Annotated in this window: 25 protein-coding genes and 2 tRNA genes; 16 read left to right on the top strand and 11 right to left on the bottom strand. The window is 49.9% G+C overall.

All coding sequences use genetic code 11. The annotated features are described in order from the left end of the window. The first annotated feature begins 4 nt into the window (after positions 1-4). Both DT73_RS11815 and DT73_RS11810 read left to right on the top strand, forming a co-directional pair. The gene (locus DT73_RS11815) at positions 5-871 is read left to right on the top strand and encodes an HlyD family secretion protein (protein ID WP_036108657.1); all 867 of its coding nucleotides are present in this window, start codon (positions 5-7) and stop codon (positions 869-871) included. Next, complete coding sequence (locus DT73_RS11810; protein ID WP_036108655.1) at positions 868-2,895, top strand: FUSC family protein; 2,028 nt, start codon at positions 868-870, stop codon at positions 2,893-2,895. The genes DT73_RS11815 and DT73_RS11810 overlap by 4 nt, the downstream gene beginning before the upstream one ends. Before the next feature lie 176 nt (positions 2,896-3,071). Here the strand turns inward: DT73_RS11810 and DT73_RS11805 are convergent, their stop codons facing one another. After that, positions 3,072-3,965, bottom strand: a complete 894-nt coding sequence (locus DT73_RS11805; protein ID WP_036108653.1) for an aldo/keto reductase family oxidoreductase — start codon at positions 3,963-3,965, stop codon at positions 3,072-3,074. 53 nt (positions 3,966-4,018) lie between these two features. Continuing rightward, positions 4,019-4,258 (bottom strand): DUF1289 domain-containing protein, encoded by a 240-nt coding sequence (locus DT73_RS11800; RefSeq protein ID WP_036108651.1) that lies wholly within the window; start codon positions 4,256-4,258, stop codon positions 4,019-4,021. Positions 4,259-4,497: 239 nt separating this feature from the next. Here DT73_RS11800 and eptA point away from each other — a divergent pair, with 239 nt between their 5' ends. The 4 genes from eptA to rnt all read left to right on the top strand — a co-directional run bounded on the left by eptA (position 4,498) and on the right by rnt (position 8,583). Then, positions 4,498-6,114: a phosphoethanolamine transferase EptA gene (gene eptA, locus DT73_RS11795; RefSeq protein ID WP_235234483.1), complete on the top strand. Its 1,617-nt coding sequence runs from the start codon at positions 4,498-4,500 to the stop codon at positions 6,112-6,114. A 112-nt stretch (positions 6,115-6,226) separates the two neighbouring features. Beyond that, positions 6,227-7,324 carry an alkene reductase gene (locus DT73_RS11790; RefSeq protein WP_036108647.1) on the top strand — a complete coding sequence of 366 codons (1,098 nt, stop codon included), beginning with the start codon at positions 6,227-6,229 and terminating at the stop codon, positions 7,322-7,324. Between the two features lie 88 nt (positions 7,325-7,412). Beyond that, positions 7,413-7,823, top strand: coding sequence for a lactoylglutathione lyase (gene gloA / locus DT73_RS11785; RefSeq protein WP_036108645.1), 411 nt, complete (start codon positions 7,413-7,415; stop codon positions 7,821-7,823). 94 nt (positions 7,824-7,917) lie between these two features. Beyond that, entirely contained in the window at positions 7,918-8,583 is a 666-nt protein-coding gene (rnt, locus tag DT73_RS11780; RefSeq protein ID WP_036108643.1) for a ribonuclease T, read from the top strand. Positions 8,584-8,669: 86 nt separating this feature from the next. On the opposite strand, the gene DT73_RS11775 is transcribed toward rnt, so the two are convergent. Continuing rightward, complete coding sequence (locus DT73_RS11775; protein ID WP_036108641.1) at positions 8,670-9,014, bottom strand: Grx4 family monothiol glutaredoxin; 345 nt, start codon at positions 9,012-9,014, stop codon at positions 8,670-8,672. A 329-nt stretch (positions 9,015-9,343) separates the two neighbouring features. Between DT73_RS11775 and DT73_RS11770 the strand changes: the two genes are divergently transcribed. Together DT73_RS11770 and sodB are read left to right on the top strand one after the other, a co-directional pair. Further along, a complete protein-coding gene (locus DT73_RS11770) occupies positions 9,344-10,183 on the top strand; it encodes a C40 family peptidase (protein WP_036108639.1) in 840 nt (279 codons plus the stop codon). A 122-nt stretch (positions 10,184-10,305) separates the two neighbouring features. Continuing rightward, positions 10,306-10,887 (top strand): superoxide dismutase [Fe], encoded by a 582-nt coding sequence (gene sodB / locus DT73_RS11765; RefSeq protein ID WP_036108636.1) that lies wholly within the window; start codon positions 10,306-10,308, stop codon positions 10,885-10,887. Between the two features lie 64 nt (positions 10,888-10,951). Here sodB and DT73_RS11760 read toward each other — a convergent pair whose 3' ends face one another. Beyond that, positions 10,952-12,118, bottom strand: coding sequence for an MFS transporter (locus DT73_RS11760; protein WP_036108634.1), 1,167 nt, complete (start codon positions 12,116-12,118; stop codon positions 10,952-10,954). Positions 12,119-12,389: 271 nt separating this feature from the next. Next, a complete protein-coding gene (locus tag DT73_RS27075) occupies positions 12,390-12,479 on the bottom strand; it encodes a YnhF family membrane protein (RefSeq protein ID WP_036108633.1) in 90 nt (29 codons plus the stop codon). A 292-nt stretch (positions 12,480-12,771) separates the two neighbouring features. On the opposite strand from DT73_RS27075, the gene purR reads away from it, so the two are divergent. After that, positions 12,772-13,797, top strand: a complete 1,026-nt coding sequence (purR, locus tag DT73_RS11750; protein WP_036108630.1) for an HTH-type transcriptional repressor PurR — start codon at positions 12,772-12,774, stop codon at positions 13,795-13,797. On the opposite strand, the gene punR is transcribed toward purR, so the two are convergent. Continuing rightward, a complete protein-coding gene (gene punR / locus DT73_RS11745) occupies positions 13,794-14,723 on the bottom strand; it encodes a DNA-binding transcriptional activator PunR (RefSeq protein WP_036108628.1) in 930 nt (309 codons plus the stop codon). The two genes, purR and punR, sit on opposite strands and share 4 nt — an antisense overlap. 107 nt (positions 14,724-14,830) lie before the next feature. On the opposite strand from punR, the gene punC reads away from it, so the two are divergent. Further along, entirely contained in the window at positions 14,831-16,021 is a 1,191-nt protein-coding gene (gene punC / locus DT73_RS11740; protein ID WP_036108626.1) for a purine nucleoside transporter PunC, read from the top strand. A 276-nt stretch (positions 16,022-16,297) separates the two neighbouring features. Continuing rightward, complete coding sequence (cfa, locus tag DT73_RS11735; RefSeq protein ID WP_036108625.1) at positions 16,298-17,446, top strand: cyclopropane fatty acyl phospholipid synthase; 1,149 nt, start codon at positions 16,298-16,300, stop codon at positions 17,444-17,446. Between the two features lie 115 nt (positions 17,447-17,561). On the opposite strand, the gene DT73_RS11730 is transcribed toward cfa, so the two are convergent. Continuing rightward, positions 17,562-18,218 carry a riboflavin synthase gene (locus DT73_RS11730; protein WP_036108622.1) on the bottom strand — a complete coding sequence of 219 codons (657 nt, stop codon included), beginning with the start codon at positions 18,216-18,218 and terminating at the stop codon, positions 17,562-17,564. 228 nt (positions 18,219-18,446) lie between these two features. On the opposite strand from DT73_RS11730, the gene mdtK reads away from it, so the two are divergent. The 5 genes from mdtK (at position 18,447) to lpp (ending at position 22,705) form a co-directional block, all read left to right on the top strand. Continuing rightward, entirely contained in the window at positions 18,447-19,820 is a 1,374-nt protein-coding gene (mdtK, locus tag DT73_RS11725) for an MdtK family multidrug efflux MATE transporter (RefSeq protein WP_036108620.1), read from the top strand. 150 nt (positions 19,821-19,970) lie between these two features. Beyond that, positions 19,971-20,047: transfer RNA gene (locus DT73_RS11720), tRNA-Val, on the top strand. Positions 20,048-20,060: 13 nt separating this feature from the next. Beyond that, positions 20,061-20,137, top strand: a tRNA-Val gene (locus DT73_RS11715). Positions 20,138-20,750: 613 nt separating this feature from the next. Then, positions 20,751-22,163 (top strand): pyruvate kinase PykF, encoded by a 1,413-nt coding sequence (gene pykF / locus DT73_RS11710; protein WP_036108618.1) that lies wholly within the window; start codon positions 20,751-20,753, stop codon positions 22,161-22,163. A gap of 305 nt (positions 22,164-22,468) precedes the next feature. Then, positions 22,469-22,705, top strand: a complete 237-nt coding sequence (lpp, locus tag DT73_RS11705; RefSeq protein WP_036108615.1) for a murein lipoprotein Lpp — start codon at positions 22,469-22,471, stop codon at positions 22,703-22,705. A gap of 477 nt (positions 22,706-23,182) precedes the next feature. Here lpp and sufE read toward each other — a convergent pair whose 3' ends face one another. The 4 genes from sufE to sufC are packed head-to-tail and all read right to left on the bottom strand — an operon-like array spanning position 23,183 to position 26,847. Beyond that, positions 23,183-23,599, bottom strand: a complete 417-nt coding sequence (sufE, locus tag DT73_RS11700; protein ID WP_036108613.1) for a cysteine desulfuration protein SufE — start codon at positions 23,597-23,599, stop codon at positions 23,183-23,185. A 26-nt stretch (positions 23,600-23,625) separates the two neighbouring features. Further along, entirely contained in the window at positions 23,626-24,846 is a 1,221-nt protein-coding gene (sufS, locus tag DT73_RS11695; RefSeq protein WP_036108604.1) for a cysteine desulfurase SufS, read from the bottom strand. Further along, a complete protein-coding gene (gene sufD, locus DT73_RS11690) occupies positions 24,843-26,126 on the bottom strand; it encodes a Fe-S cluster assembly protein SufD (RefSeq protein ID WP_036108601.1) in 1,284 nt (427 codons plus the stop codon). The genes sufS and sufD overlap by 4 nt, the downstream gene beginning before the upstream one ends. Then, on the bottom strand, positions 26,101-26,847 hold the full coding sequence (sufC, locus tag DT73_RS11685) for a Fe-S cluster assembly ATPase SufC (RefSeq protein ID WP_036108598.1): 747 nt from the start codon (positions 26,845-26,847) through the stop codon (positions 26,101-26,103). The genes sufD and sufC overlap by 26 nt, the downstream gene beginning before the upstream one ends. Positions 26,848-26,856 lie beyond the last annotated feature (9 nt).

The following is a 26,856-nucleotide window of genomic DNA, read 5'->3' as shown; positions in this document are numbered from 1 at the left end:
TCGCATGAACCTGAAGACGCTTAAGTATTTTTCTGGCCTGCTGATTTTTGCTTGTGCAGTAGTTGCCGGATGGATGGTCTGGAATTACTACATGCAATCACCCTGGACCCGCGATGGTAAAGTCAGGGCTGAAAAAATCGGTATTACTCCCCAGGTTTCGGGGCGAATTGTTGCCCTTAATGTTAAGGATAACCAGTATGTCCGTGCGGGTAGCGTCCTGTTCCGGCTCGACGACACCCCCTGGCAAATTGCCAAACTTGATGCGACAGCCAAACTTGCCAGCGCCCAGGCTGGACTGGCAAAAGCAACACGGGAAGCCGCTCGCCGCCATAACCTCCCGGCAAACCTGCTGGCGGGTGAAGAGATGGATAACGCCAACATCAGTGTGAAGACAGCACAGGCCGGGGTTAATGCGGCGCAAGCCGCACTGGATAAGGCCAACTGGGAAATTAGCCAGGCGATTGTCAGTGCCCCGCAGGATGGCTGGGTCACTAACTTATCCACCCGTGTTGGGGATTATGCCACGGCAGGTAATGCTGTATTTGCTCTGGTTGAAAGCCACTCTTTCTATGTTGTTGGGTATTTTGAAGAAACCAAACTTCGCCACATACAACCCGGAGACCCGGCAAAAATCCTGCTGTACAGCGATGACACCCCGTTACAAGGCAGAGTTGCAAGTATTGGCAGGGCGATATATGACCAAAGTGTGGAAGCTGACTCAGGCTTGATTGCCGATATCAAACCCAACGTGCCGTGGGTGCGCCTGGCGCAACGTGTCCCGGTAAGAATCACTCTGGACACCATTCCTCAGGGCGTAACACTGGTGTCCGGTACTACCTGTACTGTCGCTATCGAGCCAGAAAGAAAATGATACTGAACAGTCTGCGGCTAACATCCCTGCCCTGGTTTAACGCCCGGCCTGGGCAATGGCGTTATGCTTTACGCAATGCCATCGCCATGTGCCTGGCGCTTGCCATCGCCTATGCGTTGCAACTGGATGAACCCTACTGGGCCATGACATCGGCAGCCGTTGTCAGTTTTCCCACTCAGGGTGGCGTTATCAGCAAAAGTCTCGGGCGAATTGCAGGCAGTATTCTGGGCGCATTTGCCGCACTGTTTATTGCCGGGCACACACTTGATGACCCCTGGTTGTTTACCTGGGCGATGGCCAGTTGGCTGGCTGTGTGCACGCTGATGGCCAGTCAGTTTCAATACAATGTCGCATACAGTTTCTCGCTGGCGGGCTATACCGCGGCTATTATCGCATTTCCATTACTCAACACGGTATCAACCACCGAGCTTTGGGATGTTGCGCAATCGCGGGTGTGTGAAGTGATTGTCGGTATTTTATGCGGTGGGTTAATGATGATGGTGTTGCCGGGTACCGCCGACGGGACAACCCTGCTCAATACACTTACCAACCTGCACCAACGGTTACTTGAGCACGCTAAATTACTTTGGCGCCAGGAAACAACGGATGAGATCCGTACTGCTCACGAACGTATGATAAGCCAGATCCTGACCACGAACCTGCTACGGGTTCAGGCATTCTGGAGCCATTACCGTTTTCGCCACCAAAACCCACGCATTAACTACCTGCTGCACCAGTACTTGCGGGCAATCAGTGTCACTTCGGGTATTCGCCGTTTATTAATTAACTGGCCCAACGCGCCAGCACATCTCTGGCCGGCAATTGAACAGTTACTGGCGCAGTTAGGCAATCCACAAGCAGATGCACTGCATATCGCCCGAAGTCTTGCCAGCCTGAAACCACCAGAACACGCAGATTACCACTACCGAGCGTTCTGGTTTCGGCTGTCGCATTATTGCCAGTTACTGCAAAACTGCCGCCGGGAGCTTTTGCAACTCACATTGCCGGAAGGCCGCCCGGTTAAAGCTGTACCGCGAACGCCTGCGCTTGCCCGCCATACCGACTGGCTTGAATCCGTTTGGGCCGCACTGCGCACTTTTTGCGTGATTAGCGTGACCAGTGCCTGGAGTATTGGCAGCCAGTGGGATGAAGGCGGCGCAGCCCTGACACTGGCAGCCATTTGTTGTGTTCTTTATGCCACCACACCCACAGCATTATTTTCCTTAACTCTGTTATTGCGCACCCTCTTGTTGCTGTCTTTGTTCAGCTTTGCTGTGAAATTCGGTCTTATGGTACAGATAACTCAGCTGTGGCAATTTCTGCTGTTTCTGTTCCCTTTATTACTGACCATGCAATTGATAAAGCAACAGCACCCCAAATTTGCCGGGCTCTGGGGGCAGCTCATTGTTTTTATGGGATCATTTATTGCCGTCACTAACCCGCCGGTTTATGACTTTGCAGACTTCCTGAACCAAAATCTGGCTAAAATATTGGGTGTTGGTCTGGCGTGGGTCGCCTTTTCTGTATTAAGGCCGGGGTCGGATAACCTGAAAAGCCGTCGCCATATTCGTGCATTACGCCGGGCTTTTATTGACCAGTTAAGTCGCAGGCCTGCGCGTACACAGTCAATGTTCGAATCTTTGGTGTATCACCTGGTGAGTCAGTTGAATAGTAGTAAAGACGAAGCAAGCCGGCGCTGGTTGCTGCGCTGGGGTGTGGTACTACTGAATTGTTCACACGTTGTATGGCAATTGCGCTCCTGGGGCGCACCTGGCGACCCACTTACCCAGGTACGTGACGTTGCTCTTCACTTAGTGCAGGGCGTTATGACTGAGCGGGGGGTTCACCACCGTAGCCTGGACAATGCTCTCACCACGTTGAAAACGCTGACTACAACACTTGAGCGCCATCACCGGGAGGATGCCCGTAACCTGGCTTCCCATATCTGGATGTTATATTGCTCGCTGTCTCAGTTACAACTGGCACCCGTTCTCCCTGCTATTGAGCAAAATACACAATGCTGAACCGCAACCTTACATAATTCATGGTTGATAATGATTATCATTACTGTTAACTTATTTTCCACGGCATGGCGAGTAACGACCTCAATCGTGCCGTACGACATTGCTCACATTGCTTCCAGTATTGTTTGCCCGTCCTCTGGACGGGCTTTTTTTTAGCTACGGGAAAAATGGTTTCTTCAGGGAACATCGTAACCCAGTGCGGCTTTACGGATACTGAACCACTGTGTGCGGGTTAATTTTACGTCCAGCGCCCCAACAGCATCACGCACCCGGTTAATTTTACCAGAGCCAATAATAGGCAGTGGCATGCTCGGGAGTGCAAGAATCCAGGCATATACAACCTGTTCAAGGCTCTGAGCGCCGGTTTGCCCGGCAACTTTCCCCAGCATATCCCGCAGTGCAGCAAATTCAGGAGAAGAAAACAAACGCCCGCCTCCCAGGCACGACCATGCCATAGGGCGGACACGCAATTGCTGCATCTGATCCAGTGTGCCATCAAGTAACAGAGGTTGGTGTACGGGAGAGATTTCCACCTGGTTAGTGACCAGGGAGAAAGGCAACCTTGACTGAAGCAGGGAATACTGGGCCGGTGTAAAATTCGATACGCCAAAATGGCGCACTTTGCCACTCTGGTGCAGTTCAAGGAAAGCCTGTGCGACCTCGTCTGCATCCATCAGTGGGTCCGGGCGGTGTATCAGGAGTAAATCAAGGTAATCTGTGGCGAAGTGGCGCAGCGAGTTTTCGGCACTGCTGATAATATGCTGTTTATCTGTTATGTAGTGCCCAATCGTATTGCCAGGTCGAGCCAGCGTGGCAATACCGCATTTAGTGACGATTTCCAGTTTTTCGCGCAGCGCAGGTGCCAGTTTCAACGCTTCGCCAAAAGCAGATTCACACTGGTAATCACCATAGATATCGGCATGGTCAACCGTGGTAATACCCAATTCCAGATGTTGCTCAATAAATGTAACCAGCGACTGAGGTGACATCCCCCAGTCCATTAACCGCCAGTACCCCATGACAAAACGTGAAAACTCTGGCCCCTGAGGCGCGATGGCTAAACGCTGCATAGTTCGTTCCTGTTTTAACAAATAATTCAGGCGAGTATAGCCCGCCTCGCCGGTTAAAACAGTGACGGTTGTTGGTCTGTATCATCAGATACTGGCTTACCTGCCCGCAATTTGCGCAGCATACGCTGGCGGCACAGCCTGATAACATCCTGTTTTTGCGCATCTGACATTTTTTGCCAGTTAAAACGTTCCTCGCGGCTGCGCATGCAGCCACGACAATAACCTTTATCATCGCTCTGGCAAATTCCCCGGCACGGGCTTGGCACCGGAAAAAACTCTAACTGCTCAGCCACAATTCAACCTCATCAACCCCATTCAGTTATTGAAGACGTTATCTGCCAGTGGTGCAAGTTTCGCAGGCCATGAGGCCGGTCACAGTGCATAAAAAAGCAGCAGTTCATTCATATCATATTATCCGGTCACTGATGTGCTTTATTTATCCTGATTAGTCATTAATCAAAGGATTAAGGTTTTACTAATCTTTGCCGGATAAAGTGAGATACTGTTCACTTCCCTGACAATGAATACAATAATGTTTAAAAAGTTACAGTGTAACGATTCGCAGTTTACACTTTTCAGCGCGCTCATTTTCACTTTGATTAACAGCCTGTTTATTGCTCGTTGTTGGGGAATTATTCACCCGAACAATTTGCATACCATACTGTTTGCCCTGAGTATTCCTCTGGTACTGTTTGCGGCATGGACCATTATTTTCAGTCTCTTCGCCCTGCCCTGGCTGAGAAAGCCCCTGCTTGTATTGTTGCTCGTTGGCAGCGCCGCAAGTAACTATTTTATGTTCACCTATGGTGCGGTTATTGACCGCAACATGATGCTCAACATTTTTGATACCAATACACAAGAAGCCACGGCACTGCTAACACCGCAACTGTTTGTATGGCTGGGACTTACCGGGGTTGCTCCTGCGGCTTTATTGTGTGCCATTAAAGTGCGCAAGGAACGTTGGTGGGGCGTGCTGTTATTGCGTGGGTTGATGGTCATCAGCGCCATTATGGTTATTCTTTTGTCTGCCAGCACGTTGTACAAAGATTATGCATCACTGTTTCGTAACAACAAAGAAGTGGTCAAAATGGTGACCCCACCCAATTATGTCACTGGTTTCATTCAATTCACGCACAAGCAATTGGCAGGTAATACCAGCCAACTTATCAGGCAGGGTGAAGATGCCACCAAAGGCGCGTTAATTCGCAGCCAGAGCAAAAAAACAGTGGTGATTCTGGTTCTGGGCGAGGCATCCCGGGCACAAAACTATTCGCTGGGCGGGTACTCGCGTGATACCAACCCGGAACTGAGCAAGCGAGATGTTATTTGGTTCAACCATGCTACATCATGCGGAACGGAAACAGCCGTTTCGGTGCCCTGCATGTTCTCCGGAATGACCCGCAGCCAGTATGATGCAGACCTGGCACACCACAAAGAAGGTCTGATGGACGTTCTGGCTCATGGTGGAATTAATGTACTGTGGCGGGAAAACGACGGTGGTTGTAAAGGTGCCTGCACTCGCATCCCTCATACAGACATGACTAAATGGAACCTGAATGATGTCTGCCACGATGGTATTTGCCTGGATGATGCCAACTTGTATCGCCTGCCAAATATTCTGGATGGTATTCAGCATGATACTGTTATTGTTTTGCATTTAATGGGCAGCCACGGCCCGGCGTATTATGAACGCTACCCACAGAAAATGCGCCGCTTCACGCCAACTTGTGATACCAACCAGATTCAGGATTGCAGCCGTGACGCGCTCATCAATACTTATGACAATTCAATTTTATATACAGATGATATTGTCAGCCGCACAATAGATATGCTGAAACAGCACACTGACATGAATACCGCGCTGGTGTATTTATCCGACCACGGTGAGTCTCTGGGCGAAAATGGGATCTATTTGCATGGTACTCCCTGGCTTATCGCGCCAGACCAGCAAACCCATATCCCGCTGTTATTTTGGTTGTCGGATAATTACTCTCAGGGTTTCCATATCAATCGCCCCTGCCTGCAACAAAAAGGCAAAAATGATGAGGTTTCTCAGGACAACCTTTTCTCCACGCTGCTTGGTATGATGGATATTCGCACCCACGTCTACCAGCCAGGTCTGGACTTGCTGGCCACCTGCCGCCAGTAAGGACCGTAGTAAAGAAACCGCACGCAAGGATAAGCCCAGTCTCTTGCGTGCGACCAGTCGTTCTATTAATTTTTTCTTCTCAACAAGACGACCGGTCTATTAAAGAGGTTTTATGTCTGCAGATAAATTATTCACTCCACTGAAAGTGGGCGCCGTTACCTTATCTAACCGCGTATTAATGGCGCCACTTACTCGCCTGCGTAGCATTGAACCAGGACAGGTGCCAACCGCACTGATGGCCGAATACTACCGCCAGCGCGCATCTTCGGGTTTGATTATTTCTGAAGCGACTAACATTTCCCCACAAGCCCGGGGTTATGAAGGTGCGCCCGGCATTCACAGCGCAGCACAGATTGCCGCCTGGCACAAAATCACTGACAGTGTTCACCAGGAACACGGCCATATTGCTGTTCAACTGTGGCATACAGGCCGTATTTCCCATTCTTCCCTGCAACCTGAAGGTAAAGCCCCGGTCGCGCCTTCTGCTATTCGGGCAGAAACACGCACTACGCTCAGGGATGAAAACGGGCATGCAGTAAGAGTGGACACCACAGAACCACGAGCACTGACAACAGAGGAAATCCCGGGGATAGTGGCGGACTTTCGCCAGGCGGTAGTCAATGCCAAAACAGCCGGGTTCGATCTTATCGAGTTGCACAGCGCACATGGTTATTTGCTGCATCAGTTCCTGTCTCCGGCATCGAACCAGCGCACAGACCAGTATGGTGGCAGTATCGAAAACCGCTCCCGCCTGGCTCTTGAAGTGGTCGATGCGGCCTGTGAAGCCTGGTCAGCCGACCGTATTGGTATCCGGATTTCACCTCTTGGCCCGTTTAATGGGCTGGATAATGGTGAAGACCAGGAAGAAGCTGCGCTGTATTTTATTGAAGAGCTGAATAAACGCGGCCTGGCTTACCTGCACATTTCCGAACCGGACTGGGCAGGTGGCAAACCATACAGCGATGCCTTCCGTCAGGCGGTACGTGACCGTTTCAGTGGTGTTATCATTGGTGCCGGAGCTTACACGCCTGAGAAAGCACAGGCGCTTATTGAACGCGGTTTGATTGATGCCGTCGCCTTTGGGCGTAGCTATATCTCAAACCCTGACCTGGTGGCTCGCCTCCAGCATAACGCCCCACTCAATACCCCGCGCCCGGAAACTTTTTATGGCGGGGATGCTCAGGGTTACACCGATTACCCCACTCTCTGATTCATTGCATTGATAGCGGCGCAGGTTCGCCGCTATACTTGGTTCCCCTGTGTACCAACTGATGAAACACTAACGGAAGAGGAAAATTATGCGCTTACTCCACACTATGCTCCGCGTCGGGGATCTCCAGCGCTCTATTGCGTTTTATACTGAAGTTCTGGGTATGAAACTCCTGCGTACCAGTGAAAATCCAGAATACAAATACTCCCTGGCATTTGTTGGCTATGGTCAGGAAAGCGATGAAGCAGTGATTGAGCTGACCTGGAACTGGGGCGTTGACAGTTATGAAATGGGTACGGCTTTTGGTCATATCGCCATTAGCGTAGATGATGCCGCACAGGCATGTGAGCGCATTCGCCAAAACGGCGGTAAAGTCACCCGTGAAGCAGGTCCGGTAAAAGGCGGTACAACGGTTATCGCTTTTGTTGAAGATCCGGATGGTTATAAAATCGAGCTGATTGAAGCCAAAGACGCAGGCAAAGGCCTGGGTAACGCATAATCACTCTCTGGCGGGCTTTTTATGCCCGCCTGCTGCATCCCCTCCTGAAATTTGCCATAATGCGCGCAGCTTTTACCGCAATAATGAGACGCTGATGTCGGAAAATGTTCAACTAAACGGTCTGAATGACCGCTTTCGTGGTTTTTATCCTGTTGTGATTGATGTCGAAACGGCTGGTTTTAACGCCCAGACGGACGCACTGCTGGAAATTGCCGCTGTCACGTTAAAAATGGATGAAGAAGGCTGGCTTTCAACTGACCAGACGCTGCATTTCCATGTCGAGCCGTTTGAAGGTGCCATTCTTAACCCGGAAGCACTGGCTTTTACGGGGATCGACCCTCACAACCCATTGCGCGGCGCGGTTACAGAGTACGAAGCGCTGCACGCCATTTTTAAAATGGTGCGTAAGGGAATCAAGGATCACGGGTGCTCGCGGGCTATTATCGTGGCGCACAATGCTAATTTTGATCACAGTTTTTTAATGGCGGCGGCGGAGCGTAGCTCACTCAAACGCAACCCGTTTCACCCATTTGGTACTTTTGATACCGCCGCACTCAGCGGTCTGGCGCTGGGCCAGACAGTGCTGGCTAAAGCCTGCCAGACTGCAGGTATCGCGTTTGATAACGCTCAGGCGCATTCCGCCTTATATGATACTGAACAGACTGCACTACTGTTTTGTGAAATTGTTAACCGCTGGAAACGCCTTGGTGGCTGGCCTGTGGCACTGCCGCAGGATACCGCAGAGAGCGAGCAGGTATAACGTTCTACGGGCCCAGGCTACATTTTTTCAGGCTACGGGCAATAAAAAGGCGCCGTATTGGCGCCTTTTTATTTGCGGGTAATAAATTACTCGCTCTGGCTGTCTTCGCGGTGGCGTTCTGCAGCTTCTTTAATCAGCGACTGCAACTCACCACGCTGGTACATTTCAATCACGATATCACAACCGCCAACCAGTTCACCTTCTACCCACAATTGCGGGAAAGTCGGCCAGTTAGCATATTTCGGTAACTCGGCACGGATATCCGGGTTTTGCAAAATATCGACATAAGCAAAGCGCTCACCACAAGCAGATAACGCCTGTACCGCCTGTGCAGAAAAACCGCAACTCGGTAATTTAGGGGAGCCTTTCATATAAAGCAGGATTGGGTTTTCAGCTATCTGGCGCTGAATCTTTTCAATTGTAGAGCTCATTATCTTACTTCCTCAAAGCGGCAGAAAGGCATTGCTGGTCACAGTAAACAGGCCACAAGACTCTGGCCTGCGGTTTCACCTGGCCGGCAATACCGAAACCGTTAAACATGCCTTAAGGATAACAGTTTTCTCAAACAGAGAATACCCTGCGCCAGGTCAAACACTGGTCAGATAAACGTCATATTGGTTATTTTTTTCGCGTATGAACACAAAACCGTAAGGCAATATAAAAAGATTATTAACATTATCGTTTTATCTATATTAGAATCCTTTGGTTTAATCATTTTCTGGCAGGCAATGCGGCCTGCTTTTTCAGGGGACTCAGACGAGTGGCGCGGATAAGCAAACTCTCTATTTCGTTCTGTGCACTGCTAATAACCTTGCCCTGGACGCCTTTAACTCAGGCGTCGGAACATACCCGCCATTCAGCTTTGCAGAAGGCGCAACACAGCAACGTTATTCCCAAACACAGCAGCAAAAAAACCAGTACCCACAGCACCAAATCCACCAGCCGCAAAACCCACAGTGTTTCGGCTTCTGCAAAAAAAACAGTTACAAAAACCACTAAACACACTACGCGCACCGCTAAAAATCATACCAGAGCCACTGTTCATCAAGGCAAGTCTTCTCACCTGGTGCGCAATGAAGTTCAAATGGAAACGGTGTGGACAGAGCAATGTTCACGGGCACGCAAAGGCCATAAAAAACATTGTGTGAAGGTAAAAACAACACGTCCGTTAGCAACTGCCGCACATAAAAAAGTGTTACGCGCTAAAACTGCGGCAATATCCACCTTAATGAATCAGATTGGCAAACCCTACCATTGGGGGGGAAGTTCCCCACGCACCGGGTTTGACTGCAGCGGTTTGGTCTATTACGCCTACAAAGATTTAGTTAAATTCCATATTCCGCGTACTGCCAATGAAATGTATCACCTGAGAGACGCCGCCCCTGTTGACCGCGGGGAACTACAAAGTGGTGATTTAGTGTTCTTCCGTACTGAAGGCCGGGGTACTGCAGACCACGTAGGTGTGTACATTGGTGGTGGGAAATTTATTCAGTCTCCGCGTAGCGGGCAGGACATCCAGATAACCTCCCTGAGTGAAGATTACTGGCAGCGCCACTATGTAGGTGCACGCCGGGTAATGACACCAAAAACCCTGCGATAAAACCTTGCCTGCCCTTGTTTTGGCAGGCAATGCTTTCTTTTTATTCTAGTTTTATATTGGTAATATAAAACCTTATAAAATGTGTTATTTTTGTTAAGTACACAATAACAAGGAGTGAAGCAATGTCATTTGAATTACCTGCATTACCGTATGCAAAAGATGCGCTTGAACCGCACATTTCTGTGGAAACACTGGAATACCATTACGGTAAACATCATCAAACTTACGTGACCAACCTGAACAACCTGGTTAAAGGTACCCCTTTTGAGGGCAAATCCCTTGAAGAGATCATCTGCTCTTCTGAAGGTGGTGTGTTCAATAACGCAGCACAGGTTTGGAACCACACATTCTACTGGAACTGCCTGGCACCTAACGCCGGTGGCGAACCGACTGGTGCAATCGCTGATGCCATCAATGCTGCTTTCGGTAGCTTTGCTGACTTTAAAGCGAAATTTAACGATGCCGCAGCTAAGAACTTTGGTTCTGGCTGGACCTGGCTGGTTAAACAAGCAGATGGCAGCCTGGCTATCGTTTCCACTTCTAATGCCGGCACTCCGCTGACTGCAGGCGCGACACCATTACTGACTGTTGATGTGTGGGAACACGCCTATTACATTGACTACCGTAATTCTCGCCCTAACTACCTGGAGCACTTCTGGGCTCTGGTAAACTGGGAGTTTGTTGCGAAGAACCTCGCTGCGTAATCGTACTAACAGTAAAAAGCGAAGCCTGTGCTTCGCTTTTTTTGGGGCGGGGAAAAGAATGACTTCAGTCAGTTGTTTCACAAACACGGTTATCCGCCTGGCGGTTAATCAATACCAGTAGCAACCCTGTTGCGGCAACTATAGCCCCCATAACGGGTACAGTACTGTAACCCAGGCCCGCAGTTATTACCCCACCACCAGCTGCTGCCCCCAGCGCATTCCCCAGGTTAAAAGCACCAATATTAACTGATGAGGCAAGACCCGGCGCTTCACTGGCAACACGCATTACTCGCATCTGTAAAGGCGGAACGACGCCAAAGGTTGCCGCCCCCCAAACGATCATCATCAATGCGGCTCCGGCATGGCTTTTACCCACCAGCGGCACCAGTGCCATACTGGCAATCAGCAGCACCAGGAAACCAACCAGCGTGCCAGTAACCGATTTATCCGCTAACCGCCCGCCCCAGTAGTTCCCAATAGAAAAACCAACACCGACCAGCACCAGCATGGCAGTGACAAACCCAGGTGTTGCGCCTGTAATGGTTTCCAGTACCGGGGCAATATAGGTGTACAGCGTGAACATCGCACCGGCACCCAATACCGTTGTAAGCAGTGCCGCCAGTACCTGCGGCCGGGCAAGAACCTTCAACTCCTTCGCCACATCCGGCCTGTGGCCTTTGATACTTGCCGGAATAGTCATAAACAAACTGAACATAGCTACCAGCCCCAGCGCACCGATCCCCAGGAAAGCCATACGCCAGCCAATATACTGCCCAAGCCAGGTTGCCGCGGGCACCCCACCAATATTGGCAATTGTCAGCCCCATAAACATTGTTGCAACAGCGCTGGCCTGCTTATTCGCGGGGACGACACTGGCAGCCACCACAGCCCCAAGTCCAAAAAATGCTCCATGGTTCAGGCTGGTTATCACACGGGCAAACATCAACATGCCATAATCCGGAGCCACAGCAGAAAGCACATTACCCAAAGTAAAAATACTCATCAGAAAAACCAGGGCGTTTCGCCGTGAATAACGAGATAACAACAAGGTCATCAGTGGAGCCCCAACCATTACCCCAACGGCATAGGCGCTAATCAGCATGCCGGCAGCGGGAATCGACACATGAACCCCTTCAGCAATAACCGGCAACAGCCCCATAGGTGAAAACTCAGTGGTACCAATCCCAAAGGCCCCTATCGCCAGGGCAAGTAATGGCAAATTGACTTTCATCACTACCTCAATTTTTAGCCTGCGCAAAAAAGCGCGGGCAAAGACAAAAAAGATGAAAACATGATGTCAGTCACACTTCACTTTGAAAAGTGGCAATAGTGATAATAGAGTTTTGCTAAATGGTAAAGAATCAGTGTGGCAGTAAAGAAAATAGCAGGAAGGGAGAAAGGACAACAGCCAGGCGACAGTGTATTAGCAGGCCCTTAGACAGGCACCAAAACTAACAACGCCATCACCTGAGCGATGCTAACTGCGTGAAGCAGTACAGGCCTTAATGCAGGATGGCAATCAGCGCCGTTGCAACAATCAGACCTAAGGTAATAACAGTCGTAGTCAGTGAATATCTCAATTCAGTTGGCATGATTAATTCCTTATTCCCTGTAAAAAGTGGGTGTAGATCATTTTTACACAGTTTGGCCGTAAAATCCTTAAAGATTTAGTTTGATATGTGCTTTAGCACTTCCACTTTTACTCAATATAAGACAAAATCGCACGCTGACTTATTACGTACCGGCCACTATCCCCTCCTTTTCGTTTAATGTCGCAATCCCGGCATGCTGGCAACCCAATTCGTTGCTTACAGGGGTAAGCCCAGGCAAACGTTTAACCAATTAGTTTTCAGGAGTTTAGGATATGGTCTGGAGTGACATCGAATGGCAACTATAAAAGACGTCGCGAAACGCGCAAACGTTTCCACTACAACCGTATCACACGTTATTAACAAAACGCGTTTTGTTGCGGAAGACACCCGTAATGCGGTGTGGGCAGCAATCAAAGAGCTGCATTATTCACCCAGCGCGGTAGCCCGCAGCCTGAAGGTGAACCACACAAAATCAATTGGCCTGCTTTCTACCAGCAGTGAAGCTCCCTATTTCGCTGAGATTATTGAAGCGGTGGAGAACAGCTGTTTCGCCAAAGGCTACACTCTGATTCTCGGCAATGCGCACAATAACTTTGAAAAGCAGCGTGCCTACCTGTCCATGATGGCGCAAAAGCGTGTCGATGGCCTGTTAGTTATGTGTTCAGAATACCCCCAGGAACTGCTTTCTATGCTGGAAGAGTACCGCCACATTCCGATGGTGGTTATGGACTGGGGTGAAGCACGGGCAGATTTTACCGACTCGGTCATTGATAACGCCTTCGAAGGCGGTTACATGGCTGGCCGGTATTTGGTCGAACGCGGGCACCGGGAAATTGGCGTGATATCAGGCCAACTGGAACGTAACACAGGTTCAGGGCGGCTTTCCGGCTTCATGAAAGCAATGAACGAAGCCGGTATCAATGTCCCTGAGTCATGGATTGTTCACGGCGATTTCGAACCTGAATCCGGCTACAACGCCATGCAGCAAATTCTTACCTGCCCGCAGCGGCCTACAGCTGTGTTTTGTGGCGGAGATATTATGGCGATGGGTGCTATTTGCGCGGCAGACGAAATGGGGCTGCGTGTGCCACAGGATATCTCGATTATTGGGTACGATAACGTGCGCAACGCGCGTTACTTTACCCCGGCACTGACCACCGTTCACCAGCCCAAAGATTCTCTCGGCGAAACGGCATTTAATATGCTGCTCGACAGAATTATCAATAAGCGCGAGGAGTCTCAGACAATTGAGGTTCATCCCCGCCTGATTGAACGCCGTTCAGTGGCCGATGGCCCGTTCAGAGATTATCGCCGTTAATCACCTTGCGGGAGCTGGCCTGGCTCCCGCAACCACTCACTGTTCAGTGTGCTGCTGTCGCCCAGGTAATCCAGTACCCACTGTAAAGCCGGTGAGGCATCACTTTGCCGCCATGTCAGGCAACAAGCCGAGTCCGGGTAAGGGTTTTCAAGTTGCACGCTGACCCATTCCCCGCGGTCAATAAACGGCTGCGCCATATGTGCCGGAACCATGCCGATACCGATGCTGTCACTCAGGCAGGCGAAACCACACTGCCAGTCTGGTACCACTATCCGGCGCTGATTACTGAGTTGCCAGGTTATCCTTTTCGGTAGTTCACGCGATGTATCTTCCAGAACCAGAGACGGCCACTGGCGAAGTATGTCATCACCAATTGCACCGTTTATCTGCGCAAGCGGATGCGATGCCGCAACCACACAGCACCATGCCAGGCTACCCATATCACGAAAGCCGTAACGCCCACCAACAGGCACAGCCTGGGTCGCGCCAATTGCCAGTTCTACCCGGCCATCAGCCAGTGCATCCCACACACCATTGAACACTTCCGGCCGCACATGCAATTCCACATCCTGGAAATGGTGATAAAAATCTTGTACCAACTGACGGGTTCTTGCCGGGCGAACGATGGTGTCAACCGCAATCGCCAGTGAACCACGCCAGCCATTCGCTATTTGCTGGCACTGCAGGCGCGTTTCATGCATTTTTTTGATAACACTGCGGCCCTCCTGCAAAAAACAGCGCCCGGCGGGGGTCAGTTCTACATCTTTATGGCGGCGTTCAAACAGCTCGACCGACAGCCAGGATTCCAGTTGCCGCACCGTATAACTGATTGCCGAAGGGACACGGTGCAACTCCTGTGCCGCACCAGTAAAACTGCCATTACGAGCCACGGCATCCACCACTTCAAGCGCATATTCTGACCACATAACCTGCCTGCAAAATTTTTGAAAGGAACATCCAAATTTTAGCGTTTCACAACGGCGGATGCACTTTTTACACTCACGCCACGAATTTTGTTATATCAGGATTGACCATGAGCGCCTCTCGCCTCTTTATTACCTGGCTTGCCGGACTTAGCATGCTGGGCTTTTTAGCAACCGATATGTACCTGCCTGCATTTAGTGCCATTCAGGTTTCACTGGGGGCTCCCCCGTCGGCCATCAGCGCCAGTTTGAGTGTGTTTCTCGCCGGTTTTGCTCTGGCTCAATTAATTTGGGGCCCGCTTTCTGACCATTTTGGCCGCCGCCCTGTTCTGTTAAGCGGGCTGGTGATTTTTGCACTGAGTTGTGCCGGGATTTTTTTCGTCACTTCGCCAACCGCATTTCTGGTATTGCGGTTTATTCAGGCGGTTGGGGTGTGTTGCGCAACAGTAAGTTGGCAGGCGCTGGTTACTGACCGTTTCTCCGGGCAGCAGGCGAATCGTGTTTTTGCCACTATCATGCCTCTGGTTGCGCTTTCCCCGGCACTGGCTCCTCTTGCCGGTAGCTGGGTACTGCGCCATTTTGACTGGCAGGCGATATTCGCCTGCCTGCTGCTCATCACACTTTTGCTGATTTTACCCCTCTGGCATTACACCAGTGCACAACGCCCACAACGTACAGCGCATTCTCAACCCACCCTTTATTCCTCTTTGCTGCGCCATAAAGGGTATTGTGGGAATGTCATTATTTATGCAGCCTGCTCAGCCAGCTTTTTCGCCTGGCTCACGGGTTCCCCCTTTATTCTTCACCAAATGGGTTATGAGCCTGAAGCAATTGGACTGAGTTACGTACCACAAACTCTGGCTTTTTTGCTGGGCGGTTTTGGTTGCCGTAGTGCACTGAAAAAGTGGCAAGGGCAGCAAATGCTACCCTGGTTGTTGGGGATATTTGCTGTGAGTGTGTCCGCTGTTTTTGGTGTCTCGCTGACCACATCCCCTTCTTTGACCAGCCTGCTGGCACCCTTCTGCCTGATGGCGCTGGCAAATGGTGCAATTTACCCTATTGTCGTTGCACAGGCTCTGCAGCCGTTTTCCCAGGCTGCCGGGCGGGCCGCTGCATTACAAAACGCCCTTCAGTTAGGCTTGTGTTTCCTGGCAAGCCTGCTGGTTTCCATGATGGTATCCACACCCCTGATAGCCACCACCAGCATTATGTTAAGCACACTGGTTCTGGTTTGGGTAGGTTACCAGTTACAGGCAATCGCCATTGCCAAAAACCCTCATCCCGCCGGGTCCTCACGTTAGCGATAATGTCATTTTTTTGTAATTAGCTTGCTAACAATTTTCTATTGAATCACATTTTTACGCGGCATATACTGATATGAGGCTCGGGATACCGGGCCTGCAATCATTTTTCGGGGGCTCTGACTCCCGCTTTCAGATGGCCTGTCGTCAGGCGACCACCTGCTTTTATACCGTGTCCGGTTCCGGGCTTATGTTTTTGCTGTGAGACAATTCACAATGTCAAATTAGCGACTACGCTTTTTTAGTGTCTGCTCACAGTCAGGTGATGGAGAAACTATGAGTTCATCGTGTATAGAAGAAGCCGCGATAAAAGATAATGAATGGTTCCGCATTGTCAGTGAGTTGCTGTCACGTGCGGGTGTCGCGATAAATGGTAATAGTCCTGCGGACATCCAGGTCAAAAATCCTGATTTCTTTAAACGCATACTGCAGCAAGGTTCTTTGGGGCTGGGTGAAAGTTATATGGACGGCTGGTGGGATTGCGACCGTCTTGATCTGTTTTTCACCAAAGTCCTCAGAAATGGTCTGGAAAACCAGGTACCCCATCATTTTAAAGATACTTTGCGTGTTCTGTCCGCTCGTCTGTTTAATCTGCAAAACCGTAAACGTGCCTGGATTGTTGGTAAAGAGCATTACGACCTGGGTAATGACCTCTTCACCCGAATGCTCGATCCTTTTATGCAGTATTCCTGTGGCTACTGGAAAAAAGCCACTGACCTGGAAACTGCACAGCAGGATAAACTGAGAATGATCTGTGAAAAACTGCAGCTCAAGCCGGGAATGACCTTGCTGGATATAGGTTGTGGCTGGGGTGGGCTTGCAGCATTTGCAGCGAAAAATTACGGTGTGTCGGTGTACGGTGTAACAATTTCTGCTGAGCAGCAAAAACTGGCACAGGCGCGTTGTGAAGGGCTGGATGTCACAATATTGCTGCAAGACTACCGTGACCTGACGATGCAATTTGATCGTATTGTTTCTGTAGGTATGTTTGAGCATGTCGGGCCTAAAAATTATGCCACCTACTTTGCTGTAGCTAACCGGTGTCTTAAGCCTGAAGGGATCTTCCTGCTGCATACTATTGGATCCAACAGAACAGACAACAATGTCGACCCATGGATAGATAAATACATTTTCCCCAATGGTTGTCTGCCTTCAGTGAAGCATATCGCTCAGGCCAGTGAACCTTATTTTGTTATGGAAGACTGGCATAATTTTGGTTCAGATTACGATAAAACACTGATGGCCTGGTACCAGCGCTTCCAGGAATACTGGCCCGAAATAGCCGATAACTATTCGGATCGGTTTAAACGGATGTTCACCTATTACCTGAACGCCTGTGCAGGTGCGTTTCGTGCACGAGATATTCAATTGTGGCAGGTTGTCTTCAGCCGCGGCATTGAAAATGGCCTGCGTGTTCCGCGCTGAATAAATGCCCGATATGTTAAAAAACCACCAGCAGGTGGTTTTTTAATTTGAACGCGGAGTATTCGCTTATACCCGGCTCAACCAACGCGTTAAAACGTGAGCCGGGATACCTGACTCAGTCCTGCTTTTCGGCCAAAACCTGGCTCAGGCTGGCAGCACTTGCGTCCCGGCTTGCCAATACGCGCTCCACAGTATCAACAATCGCCTGCGTTTGCGGGTCGATTTCAATATTAACCCGTTGCCCCAGTTTACGCGTACCCAGCGTAGTACGGTGCAATGTTTCCGGAATTAAATGTACGCAAAAACGGGTGGCAGTAACTTCGCCTACTGTCAGGCTGATGCCATCGATACCGATGTAACCTTTATGCAGGATGTACTTCATCAGGGAGGCATCCTGAATTTTAAACCAAATCTGGCGGTTATTTTCAGAGGTGATAATTTTCGCCACCTCAGCAGTAGTCATAATATGGCCAGACATTAAGTGGCCACCAATTTCATCGCTGAATTTTGCCGCACGCTCAACATTGACCAGCGAGCCTGGTGTAACGTCACCAAGATTGGTGATACGCAGTGTCTCTTTCATTAAATCAAAACTGACGCGATTGGCGTCTATTCCTGTTACTGTCAGGCAACAACCGTTATGTGCGACTGAAGCCCCTTCTTCCAGGCCCGGTAGCATTGAGTCTGGCAGTTCCACAACATGTGTACGAAAGTTTTCTTTTTCATCGATAGCCACTACGGTGGCTGTTCCCTGCACAATACCCGTAAACATATTCTCTCCCGCAGCGGTTTCACCCCGCCTGAATTTTACAAAATAAGAAGCACAATAACAGGTGGCCCTGGTGCATGCCAGCTAACCATTAACGGCACTATTTTTTTTCACTGGCGTAATAGTAAACTCCCGCTACAATAGTCTGGCGATTTCCTCAGTCTTATCCCCCTGCTGCCAGGTGAGGCGGCATTTAATTCTTTCCTGGAACAAAAAGATATAGGTGTACTCGTGCAGAAGTATCTAACAGAAGCGCGTCAGTTATTAGCACTGGCTATTCCGGTTATTCTTGCGCAAATCGCCCAAACAGCAATGGGCTTTGTGGATACCGTAATGGCCGGGGGTTACAGTGCCACGGATATGGCAGCCGTTGCGATAGGGACTTCAATCTGGTTCCCCGCAATTCTGTTTGGTCATGGTCTGTTACTGGCGCTGACGCCGGTCGTTGCGCAACTTAATGGTTCTGGTCGCCGTGAAAAAGTGGCGCTCCAGGTTCGCCAGGGGTTCTGGTTGGCTGGCATTGTTTCCGTGTTGATAATGGCCGTGTTGTGGAACGCAGGCTATATCATCCATGCCATGAAAGATATCGACCCGGCAATGGCGGATAAATCCGTGGGTTATTTGCGCGCATTGCTCTGGGGCGCCCCTGGCTATCTCTTCTTCCAGGTCGTGCGTAACCAGTGTGAAGGGCTGGCAAAAACTAAACCCGGGATGGTGATGGGGTTTATTGGTCTGCTGGTCAACATACCGGTTAACTATTTGTTCATTTATGGTCATTTCGGTTTCCCTGAACTGGGCGGTGTGGGTTGTGGTATCGCCACCGCGATGGTGTTCTGGGTCATGTTCGGTTGCATGTTGTGGTGGTCGCATCGCGCACGCAGCCTGCGCGATATTTATGCGGTAGAGATTTCCGGCGGCCCGGACTGGAAGCTAATATGGCGTCTGGTGCAACTCGGTCTGCCTATCGCACTGGCATTGTTCTTCGAAGTGACACTCTTTGCCGTGGTAGCTTTGCTGGTTGCACCGCTGGGTATTGTTGATGTTGCAGGCCACCAGATTGCCCTGAACTTTAGTTCACTGATGTTTGTATTACCCATGTCTCTTGGGGCTGCTGTCACGATTCGGGTCGGTTTTCGTCTTGGGGAAGGATCCACGCCCGCGGCTAAAATTTCCGCATTGTCCGGGCTGCTGCTTGGCGTTTGTATGGCAGCTGTTACCGCGGTGTTTACCGTCACTTTCCGGTATCACATTGCCACGCTGTATAATGAAAACCCCGCAGTTGTGGCGCTGGCAGCACACCTTATGTTGCTGGCAGCGGTATACCAGATTTCAGACTCAATACAGGTTATTGGTAGCGGGATACTACGCGGTTACAAAGATACCCGCTCCATCTTCTACATTACTTTTATTGCCTACTGGGTTATTGGCCTGCCTTCGGGCTACCTGTTGGCACTCACGGATGTTATCGTTGCACCGATGGGGCCCGCAGGCTTCTGGACCGGGTTCATCCTTGGGTTAACTTCCGCCGCCATATTAATGATGATACGGATGCGCTTCCTGCAAAAACAACCTGCTGAACGCATCCTGCGCCGGGCAGCTCACTAATCAAACAGCCGCCATATACTGGTGGCTGTTTTTGCATCGTTCTGCACACTTGTCCAGCAATTGCGTGAATGGCAAAAGAAAATTGTTATTTTTCTCTTGTCACCAAACGGCACTGCCGTTAATATGCGTCCCGCTGTAAGGCACTGTGATGCGTTCATAGCTCAGTTGGTTAGAGCACCACCTTGACATGGTGGGGGTCGTTGGTTCGAGTCCAATTGAACGCACCATTCTTACTTTTGTGCGTCCGTAGCTCAGTTGGTTAGAGCACCACCTTGACATGGTGGGGGTCGGTGGTTCGAGTCCACTCGGACGCACCATTCAAGTGTTTCTCTTCGCCAGTTCCGTATTATCTCCCGTTTGAATTTACCCTTTCAGTCACACATGTTCTCTGTGTGCTTCGTGCTTTTGCCGGCAGGGAACAAGGCATTTTTTGTTAAAAGAAGTAAGAAATACCCATTTCAGGCAAGTAAATGTATAAAACAGCTATTTTGAATACTTTTTCTGCCAGCCATCTATTAAGTAACGCTTCAGCCCTTTTGTTGTGCACCTTTCAGCTCACGCGCCCTTTTCTTCTCATAGCGCATAAAACAAAACTAACCTGATGATAACAAATCATTGTGACTGTGCCTGAATTCCTTATGAAACGCCGTTTTTATTTTCATTCTTCTGTGATTTAGGATTATAATAGCGCCTATCATTGGTTTTGAATGGTTTCAGCAAATTGGACAGTTTCTTTCTGCAAAATTGCCCTTACTCGCCTCCACAGCCTGAAACTCAAGCACACTTAATTCTGCACGCTTTTCTTTCGTCACCTATTCTTAAATTTCGGGTGGTGTCGCAACACTGTAATTCTGATTTCCGCTCTTGCCGCTATCAACCGGCGGCTGGAGAACAATTCCTCAACCTTCTCAACTTACAGATAAGATTGTCATGAAAAAGACCAAAATCGTTTGTACTATCGGCCCAAAAACCGAATCTGAAGAAATGCTGACTAAAATGCTCGAAGCGGGCATGAATGTGATGCGTTTAAACTTCTCTCACGGAGATTACGAAGAACACGGTCAGCGCATCAAAAACATGCGTAATGTCGTGGCAAAAACGGGTAAGCACGCAGCGATTCTGCTGGATACCAAAGGTCCTGAAATCCGCACCATGAAACTGGAAGGCGGTAATGATGTTTCTCTGAAAGCCGGCCAGACATTCACCTTTACTACTGACAAGACTGTGGTTGGTAACAGCGAAATTGTTGCTGTGACCTATGAAGGCTTTACGGCTGACCTGTCTGTTGGTAATACCGTCCTGGTTGATGATGGCCTGATTGGTATGGAAGTAACCGCCATCGATGGCAACCGTGTGGTGTGTAATGTACTGAACAACGGCGACCTGGGTGAAAACAAAGGGGTTAACCTGCCAGGTGTTTCCATCGCGCTGCCAGCACTTGCTGAAAAAGACAAACAAGACCTGATCTTTGGTTGCGAACAAGGCGTTGACTTTGTTGCAGCATCTTTTATTCGTAAACGTTCCGACGTTGAAGAAATTCGTGCCCACCTGAAAGCCCATGGTGGTGACAACATTCAGATCATCTCCAAAATTGAAAACCAGGAAGGCCTGAACAATTTTGACGACATCCTTGAAGCGTCTGACGGCATCATGGTTGCCCGTGGCGACCTGGGTGTAGAGATCCCAGTAGAAGAAGTTATTTTCGCTCAGAAAATGATGATCGAAAAATGTATCCGCGCACGCAAAGTGGTTATCACTGCAACGCAAATGCTGGATTCTATGATCAAGAACCCGCGTCCTACCCGTGCTGAAGCTGGTGACGTGGCTAACGCCATCCTCGATGGTACTGATGCCGTTATGCTGTCTGGCGAATCAGCCAAAGGTAAATACCCGCTGGAAGCCGTTTCTATCATGGCAACCATTTGCGAACGCACTGACCGTGTGATGAGCAGCCGCCTTGATGATAACCACGACAGCCGTAAACTGCGCATCACCGAAGCAGTCTGCCGTGGCGCGGTAGAAACTGCTGAGAAACTGGATGCACCTGTGATTGTTGTAGCAACTCAGGGTGGCAAATCTGCAAAATCTGTTCGCAAATACTTCCCGAATGCAACCATTCTGGCGCTGACAACTAACCCGCAAACTGCTCGCCAGCTGGTACTCAGCAAAGGTGTTATTGCACAGCAGGTCACTGAAATTGCCTCTACTGACGATTTCTACCGTCAGGGTAAAGAAGCTGCACTCGCCAGCGGTTTAGCACGCAAAGGCGATGTTGTGGTCATGGTTTCTGGTGCTTTAGTACCAAGTGGCACCACCAACACTGCATCTGTACACGTACTTTAAATTTATTTTACGTAGTTTATGCTTTGCTAAAGGCGCCTCTGGCGCCTTTTTTTATTTTCCCATTACACTTTTTAAAAAAATACCAATAGGCCTTCACTATTTAAATTCCGTTAATGGAAGTTTAATCCGATGAAAAGAACAGAATTAATCGCGATTTTTTAACTGGAAGTGTACATTCGATGCTTCTTTGAGCGAACGATCAAAAATAGGTGTATTCCCATCAAAAAAATATTCTCATACTAAAAAAGTTTGTGTAATACTTGTAGCGCTACATGGAGATTAACTCAATCTAGAGGGTATTTATAATGAATCGTACTAAACTGGTACTGGGCGCGGTAATCCTGGGTTCTACTCTGCTGGCTGGTTGCTCCAGCAATGCTAAAATCGATCAGCTGTCTTCTGACGTTCAGACTCTGAACGCTAAAGTTGACCAACTGAGCAACGACGTGAACGCAATGCGTTCCGACGTTCAGGCTGCTAAAGATGACGCAGCTCGCGCTAACCAGCGTCTGGACAACATGGCTCACTCTTACCGTAAGTAAGAGTCCATGTGATGAAAATGCCGCACTTTGTGCGGCATTTTTATTTGTAAATCAGTCTGCCTTCTTATGTCTTCTTCTTCCCGCTGTTTCCCATGTGTCCTCTGTGTGACTTCCCTTTAAGTTTCCCGGCTCCATACCACCAGCTGTAAGCGCAATAATTTCTGCCATTGCCCCACGGCACCTGAACCTGAGTTCCCCCAGGCAAAAGTACTGACAAACGCTTCCGGCCCCACTTTTTTAACAGGCCGGTCAGTTTCACTGTCAATATTTACAGCAGTTATTTTTACATAAAACTTTTGTATTAATACGCCAGGTATTGTTGTTACCTGAAGCCGGAGTTATTTAAAAAAGTTTTAGCGCCAGGTGTTGTGCCAAATTTTTAGGAATAAAAAATCAGACAACAGGACAGTCTGTTTAAATTAAGACTGTTCTGTATTTTAATTTTTATTAAGGCAGGTAAACACGACTCATACCCGGCTACTTTAACTGCCCGGCTTTTATTCTGACCGCACGAATCATGGCTTCCAGCCCTTGTGTCCGGGATGGAGTGAGCTGGCGTGCCATATCGAGCCGCTCAAACCAGGGGCGGACATCAAATACCGCCACCTGTTCTGGCGTCATCCCCTGGTAAAGGGAAAAAACGATAGCCAGTAGCCCTTTAACCAGAGCAGCGTCACTGTCACCACTGAAGCGCACTAAATTGCCCCCGGTAACCTCCAGAACCAGCCATACCTGGCTCTGGCAGCCTGAAATCAGGTTGTCTTTGCTGTGCATCTCAGGAGCCAGGGCATCAAGCCGCTGGCCCAGTTCAATCATGTACAGGTACTTCTCTTCACGGTTGGCGCACCGGGAAAAATTTTTAACCAGTTTGTCTTTGTCCGGTAATACAGCCACTCAATGCCTCCATTAGCGCTTCTTGCTCAGCCCAGCAATTGCTGAATACGGTGAAGGGATGTAACCAGCGTATCCACTTCTTCACGTGTGTTATACAGCGCAAACGATGCCCGGCACATTGCCGGTACCTGGTAATGGGACATCAGCGGCATGGCACAGTGGTGGCCGGTACGCACGGCAATACCGTAGCTATCCAGAAAACTGCCGACATCGTAAGCATGGTGCGCCCCCAGATTGAAGGCAATGACCCCTTCCCGGTCAGCCGGGCCATAGATGTGCAGACCGGGCACTGTTTGCAGCATTTCCATGGCATAGCGGATAAGCTCAGCTTCCCAGTCATGGATAACCCCCATACCCAGGCGGGTGACATACTCTATTGCCGCACCCAGACCAATAATTCCGGTAATATTGGGCGTTCCGGCTTCAAAGCGCCACGGCGGACAGGCATACTGGGTTCCCTCCGTAAGGCTTACAGATTCAATCATTGCCCCACCACCAGACCAGGGTGGCATAGATTCCAGAATATCAGCCCGCCCATATAACACCCCGGTGCCCGATGGCCCGTACAGCTTATGGCCGGAAAACACGTAAAAATCACACCCCATTGACTGAACGTCTACCGGGCCATGAACCGCCCCTTGTGCACCATCAACCAGAACAACCACTCCCGCCTGTTTTGCTTTGGCTATCAGGGCTTCAAGTGGTGCAATAGTGCCCAGCACATTTGAAACCTGAGCAACAGCCAGCAGGCGCGTTCTGCTGTCGATAAGCGTGTCCAGCGCGTCAATCTGAAGGGTTCCATCACTATTAAGGGGAATAACGCGCACAGAGGCGCCTGTGCGCTCACAGAGCATTTGCCAGGGCACAATATTAGCGTGGTGCTCCATCTCACTAATGATGATATTGTCGCCAGCCCTCACATGCTGGTTGCCCCAACTGTTTGCCACGAGGTTAATCCCTTCGGTGGTTCCGCTGGTGAATACAATTTCACTGGGGGTTTGAGCGTGGATAAAATCAACAACCTGCTGGCGTACGGCCTCTACGCGCGACGTGGCCTCTGCACTCAGCGTATGTATGCCCCGATGTACTGCCGCATAGTGGTGCCGCTCAAAGTCGGCCTGAGCTTCTATGACAAACTGCGGTTTCTGTGCACTTGCCGCACTGTCGAGATACACCAGTGGTTTGTCATTCACCCTCTGCGCCAGTACAGGAAAATCGGACCGGGCCTGCGCTATTTGTTCATTCATAATTGCCCCTCTTCCGGCAGCCGCAACCCAATGCGCTCAAGCACTGTGCCATGCAGTGATTCATCGGTGATGGCGTCGGTCAGTTCAGCAGCAAACGCATAAATTATCATGCGCCGTGCTGCTGACCGGCTTATTCCCCGGGCTTGCAGGTAAAACAATTGCTCGTCATCTATGCGCCCGACCGTGGCGCCATGGCTGCATTTCACATCATCGGCATAAATTTCTAATTGTGGTTTGGTATCCACTTCAGCCAGACGACCAAGTAATAAATTGTTGTTGGTCATTTGCCCGTCGGTTTTGATTGCATGGGGTGCGACCGTAATCAGACCGTTAAACACCGCCCGACCAGTATCCTGAACGATTGTTTTATGCAATTGCCGGCTGTTGCCATAGCCTTTGTTATGGGCAAGCCAGCTACGGGAATCGCACACTTCACGCCCCACCGGTAATGCCAGGCTGTTTATCCGCACCGTGGCATTTTCTCCGTCAATGCGCCCACTGGTGTGATGGCGCACTAATTGCCCGCCTAACAGATAACTATTGCTGAATACGCGGCAGTCCTGGTTCACCCACAGGTCATTGTGGGCAAAGTGGCAGGCCTGTGGGTTTTCAAACCCCAGTTTAACGTGGTGCAGTTCACTGTTTTCACCGGCAACGATGCTCAGGCGTGCTCCCGTGAAATGCGCCTGGGTATGTTGACTGGCATAGTATTCAATTACCGTGGCCTTGCTGTTGCGCCCCAACGTAAGGTGACAACGCGTATGGCTGGCTGGCAGAGCGCTATGGTCATTACCACTGCTCGTGCTGATATTCATCAACACCAGTGGTTTGTCAGTAACCCGTTCTGGTGGAACGTCTATGTACAAAACACCCGGGGCCATACTTTCCGTCAGGTGCAGGAAAATTTCTGGTTGTATCGCATCAGGCACGCCTCCCGGATGGTTTTGCCACTGTACTCTGAAGCCACAGGCTGTTGGGTCATCACTTAATTCCGGCGAGTAACGGCCATTCACCAGTACCACACATATGGCATCCATGGGTAATGCCAGGCCGTCACGAACATCACGCCCGGGCAGAGCTGTTTCTGGTGGCACGAATACATAACGTGACAGCGCGTCCAGTGAGGTGTATTTCCAGTTTTCCTGCTTGCGGTCTGGCAACCCTTCTCGCAATAACTGTTGCATGTGCGCCTGTGCTTCGCCGTTTTTACTGTTATCACTGGCGGCGAATAAATGGTGCCACTGTTGCAGTGGATTATTTCCCTTCGCTAAGCCAGCCATAACCCTGCTCCTCCAGTTGTTTTACCAGACTAAAATCGCCAGATTTAACAATGCGCCCCTGGTAGAGCACATGCACTTTATCTGGCTGGATGTAGTCCAGGATCCGTTGGTAATGGGTAACAATAATGAAGGCACGTTGCCCGTCACGCAGTGCATTAACACCTGCCGCGACAATTTTCAGCGCATCAATATCCAGCCCGGAGTCAGTCTCATCGAGGATACATAAACTCGGTGCAAGAACGGCCATTTGCAGAATATCGTTACGTTTTTTCTCCCCCCCGGAAAAACCGACATTTACCGGGCGAGTCAGCAAATCTTCCGGCATGCCCAGTTGCTGAATTTTTTCTTCCAGTAAATCCTGGAAATCAAAACGATCCAGCTTATCCTGCCCGCGGTATTCTCTGACAGCATTCAGCGCAGTTTGCAGGAAGAACTGGTTACTCACCCCCGGGATCTCAACCGGGTACTGAAAAGCCATAAAGACCCCTTCTCCGGCGCGATCCTCCGGTGACAGAGCTAATAAATCCTTTCCTTTAAACAGGACGCTTCCTTCAGTAACTTCATAATCCTCACGCCCGGCGAGAGTGGCTGACAAGGTACTCTTGCCCGAACCATTCGGGCCCATAATGGCATGGACTTCCCCAGGTCTGATGGACAAACTCAGCCCTTGCAGAATCGCTTTCCCTTCTGCGCTCACGTGGAGATCTTTAATTTGCAACATACTTTTTTC

This window comes from Mangrovibacter sp. MFB070, assembly GCF_000705335.1.
GTDB lineage: Bacteria > Pseudomonadota > Gammaproteobacteria > Enterobacterales > Enterobacteriaceae > Mangrovibacter > Mangrovibacter plantisponsor.
The sequence above is the reverse complement of the archived record's forward strand: the minus strand, read 5'-3'. Positions and strand labels throughout refer to the sequence as shown.

What these genes read in the sequence shown, in the direction of transcription:
- lpp (WP_036108615.1), top strand. Translation starts at nt 22,469, where the DNA reads ATGAATCGTACTAAACTGGTACTGGGCGCGGTAATCCTGGGTTCTACT.
- DT73_RS11775 (WP_036108641.1), bottom strand. Translation starts at nt 9,014, where the DNA reads ATGAGCTCTACAATTGAAAAGATTCAGCGCCAGATAGCTGAAAACCCA.
- DT73_RS11810 (WP_036108655.1), top strand. Translation starts at nt 868, where the DNA reads ATGATACTGAACAGTCTGCGGCTAACATCCCTGCCCTGGTTTAACGCC.
- rnt (WP_036108643.1), top strand. Translation starts at nt 7,918, where the DNA reads ATGTCGGAAAATGTTCAACTAAACGGTCTGAATGACCGCTTTCGTGGT.
- sufC (WP_036108598.1), bottom strand. Translation starts at nt 26,847, where the DNA reads ATGTTGCAAATTAAAGATCTCCACGTGAGCGCAGAAGGGAAAGCGATT.
- sufD (WP_036108601.1), bottom strand. Translation starts at nt 26,126, where the DNA reads ATGGCTGGCTTAGCGAAGGGAAATAATCCACTGCAACAGTGGCACCAT.
- gloA (WP_036108645.1), top strand. Translation starts at nt 7,413, where the DNA reads ATGCGCTTACTCCACACTATGCTCCGCGTCGGGGATCTCCAGCGCTCT.
- DT73_RS11790 (WP_036108647.1), top strand. Translation starts at nt 6,227, where the DNA reads ATGTCTGCAGATAAATTATTCACTCCACTGAAAGTGGGCGCCGTTACC.
- eptA (WP_235234483.1), top strand. Translation starts at nt 4,498, where the DNA reads ATGTTTAAAAAGTTACAGTGTAACGATTCGCAGTTTACACTTTTCAGC.
- sodB (WP_036108636.1), top strand. Translation starts at nt 10,306, where the DNA reads ATGTCATTTGAATTACCTGCATTACCGTATGCAAAAGATGCGCTTGAA.
- DT73_RS11805 (WP_036108653.1), bottom strand. Translation starts at nt 3,965, where the DNA reads ATGCAGCGTTTAGCCATCGCGCCTCAGGGGCCAGAGTTTTCACGTTTT.
- sufS (WP_036108604.1), bottom strand. Translation starts at nt 24,846, where the DNA reads ATGAATGAACAAATAGCGCAGGCCCGGTCCGATTTTCCTGTACTGGCG.
- pykF (WP_036108618.1), top strand. Translation starts at nt 20,751, where the DNA reads ATGAAAAAGACCAAAATCGTTTGTACTATCGGCCCAAAAACCGAATCT.
- DT73_RS11815 (WP_036108657.1), top strand. Translation starts at nt 5, where the DNA reads ATGAACCTGAAGACGCTTAAGTATTTTTCTGGCCTGCTGATTTTTGCT.
- cfa (WP_036108625.1), top strand. Translation starts at nt 16,298, where the DNA reads ATGAGTTCATCGTGTATAGAAGAAGCCGCGATAAAAGATAATGAATGG.
- DT73_RS27075 (WP_036108633.1), bottom strand. Translation starts at nt 12,479, where the DNA reads ATGCCAACTGAATTGAGATATTCACTGACTACGACTGTTATTACCTTA.
- DT73_RS11760 (WP_036108634.1), bottom strand. Translation starts at nt 12,118, where the DNA reads ATGAAAGTCAATTTGCCATTACTTGCCCTGGCGATAGGGGCCTTTGGG.
- DT73_RS11730 (WP_036108622.1), bottom strand. Translation starts at nt 18,218, where the DNA reads ATGTTTACGGGTATTGTGCAGGGAACAGCCACCGTAGTGGCTATCGAT.
- punC (WP_036108626.1), top strand. Translation starts at nt 14,831, where the DNA reads ATGAGCGCCTCTCGCCTCTTTATTACCTGGCTTGCCGGACTTAGCATG.
- punR (WP_036108628.1), bottom strand. Translation starts at nt 14,723, where the DNA reads ATGTGGTCAGAATATGCGCTTGAAGTGGTGGATGCCGTGGCTCGTAAT.
- purR (WP_036108630.1), top strand. Translation starts at nt 12,772, where the DNA reads ATGGCAACTATAAAAGACGTCGCGAAACGCGCAAACGTTTCCACTACA.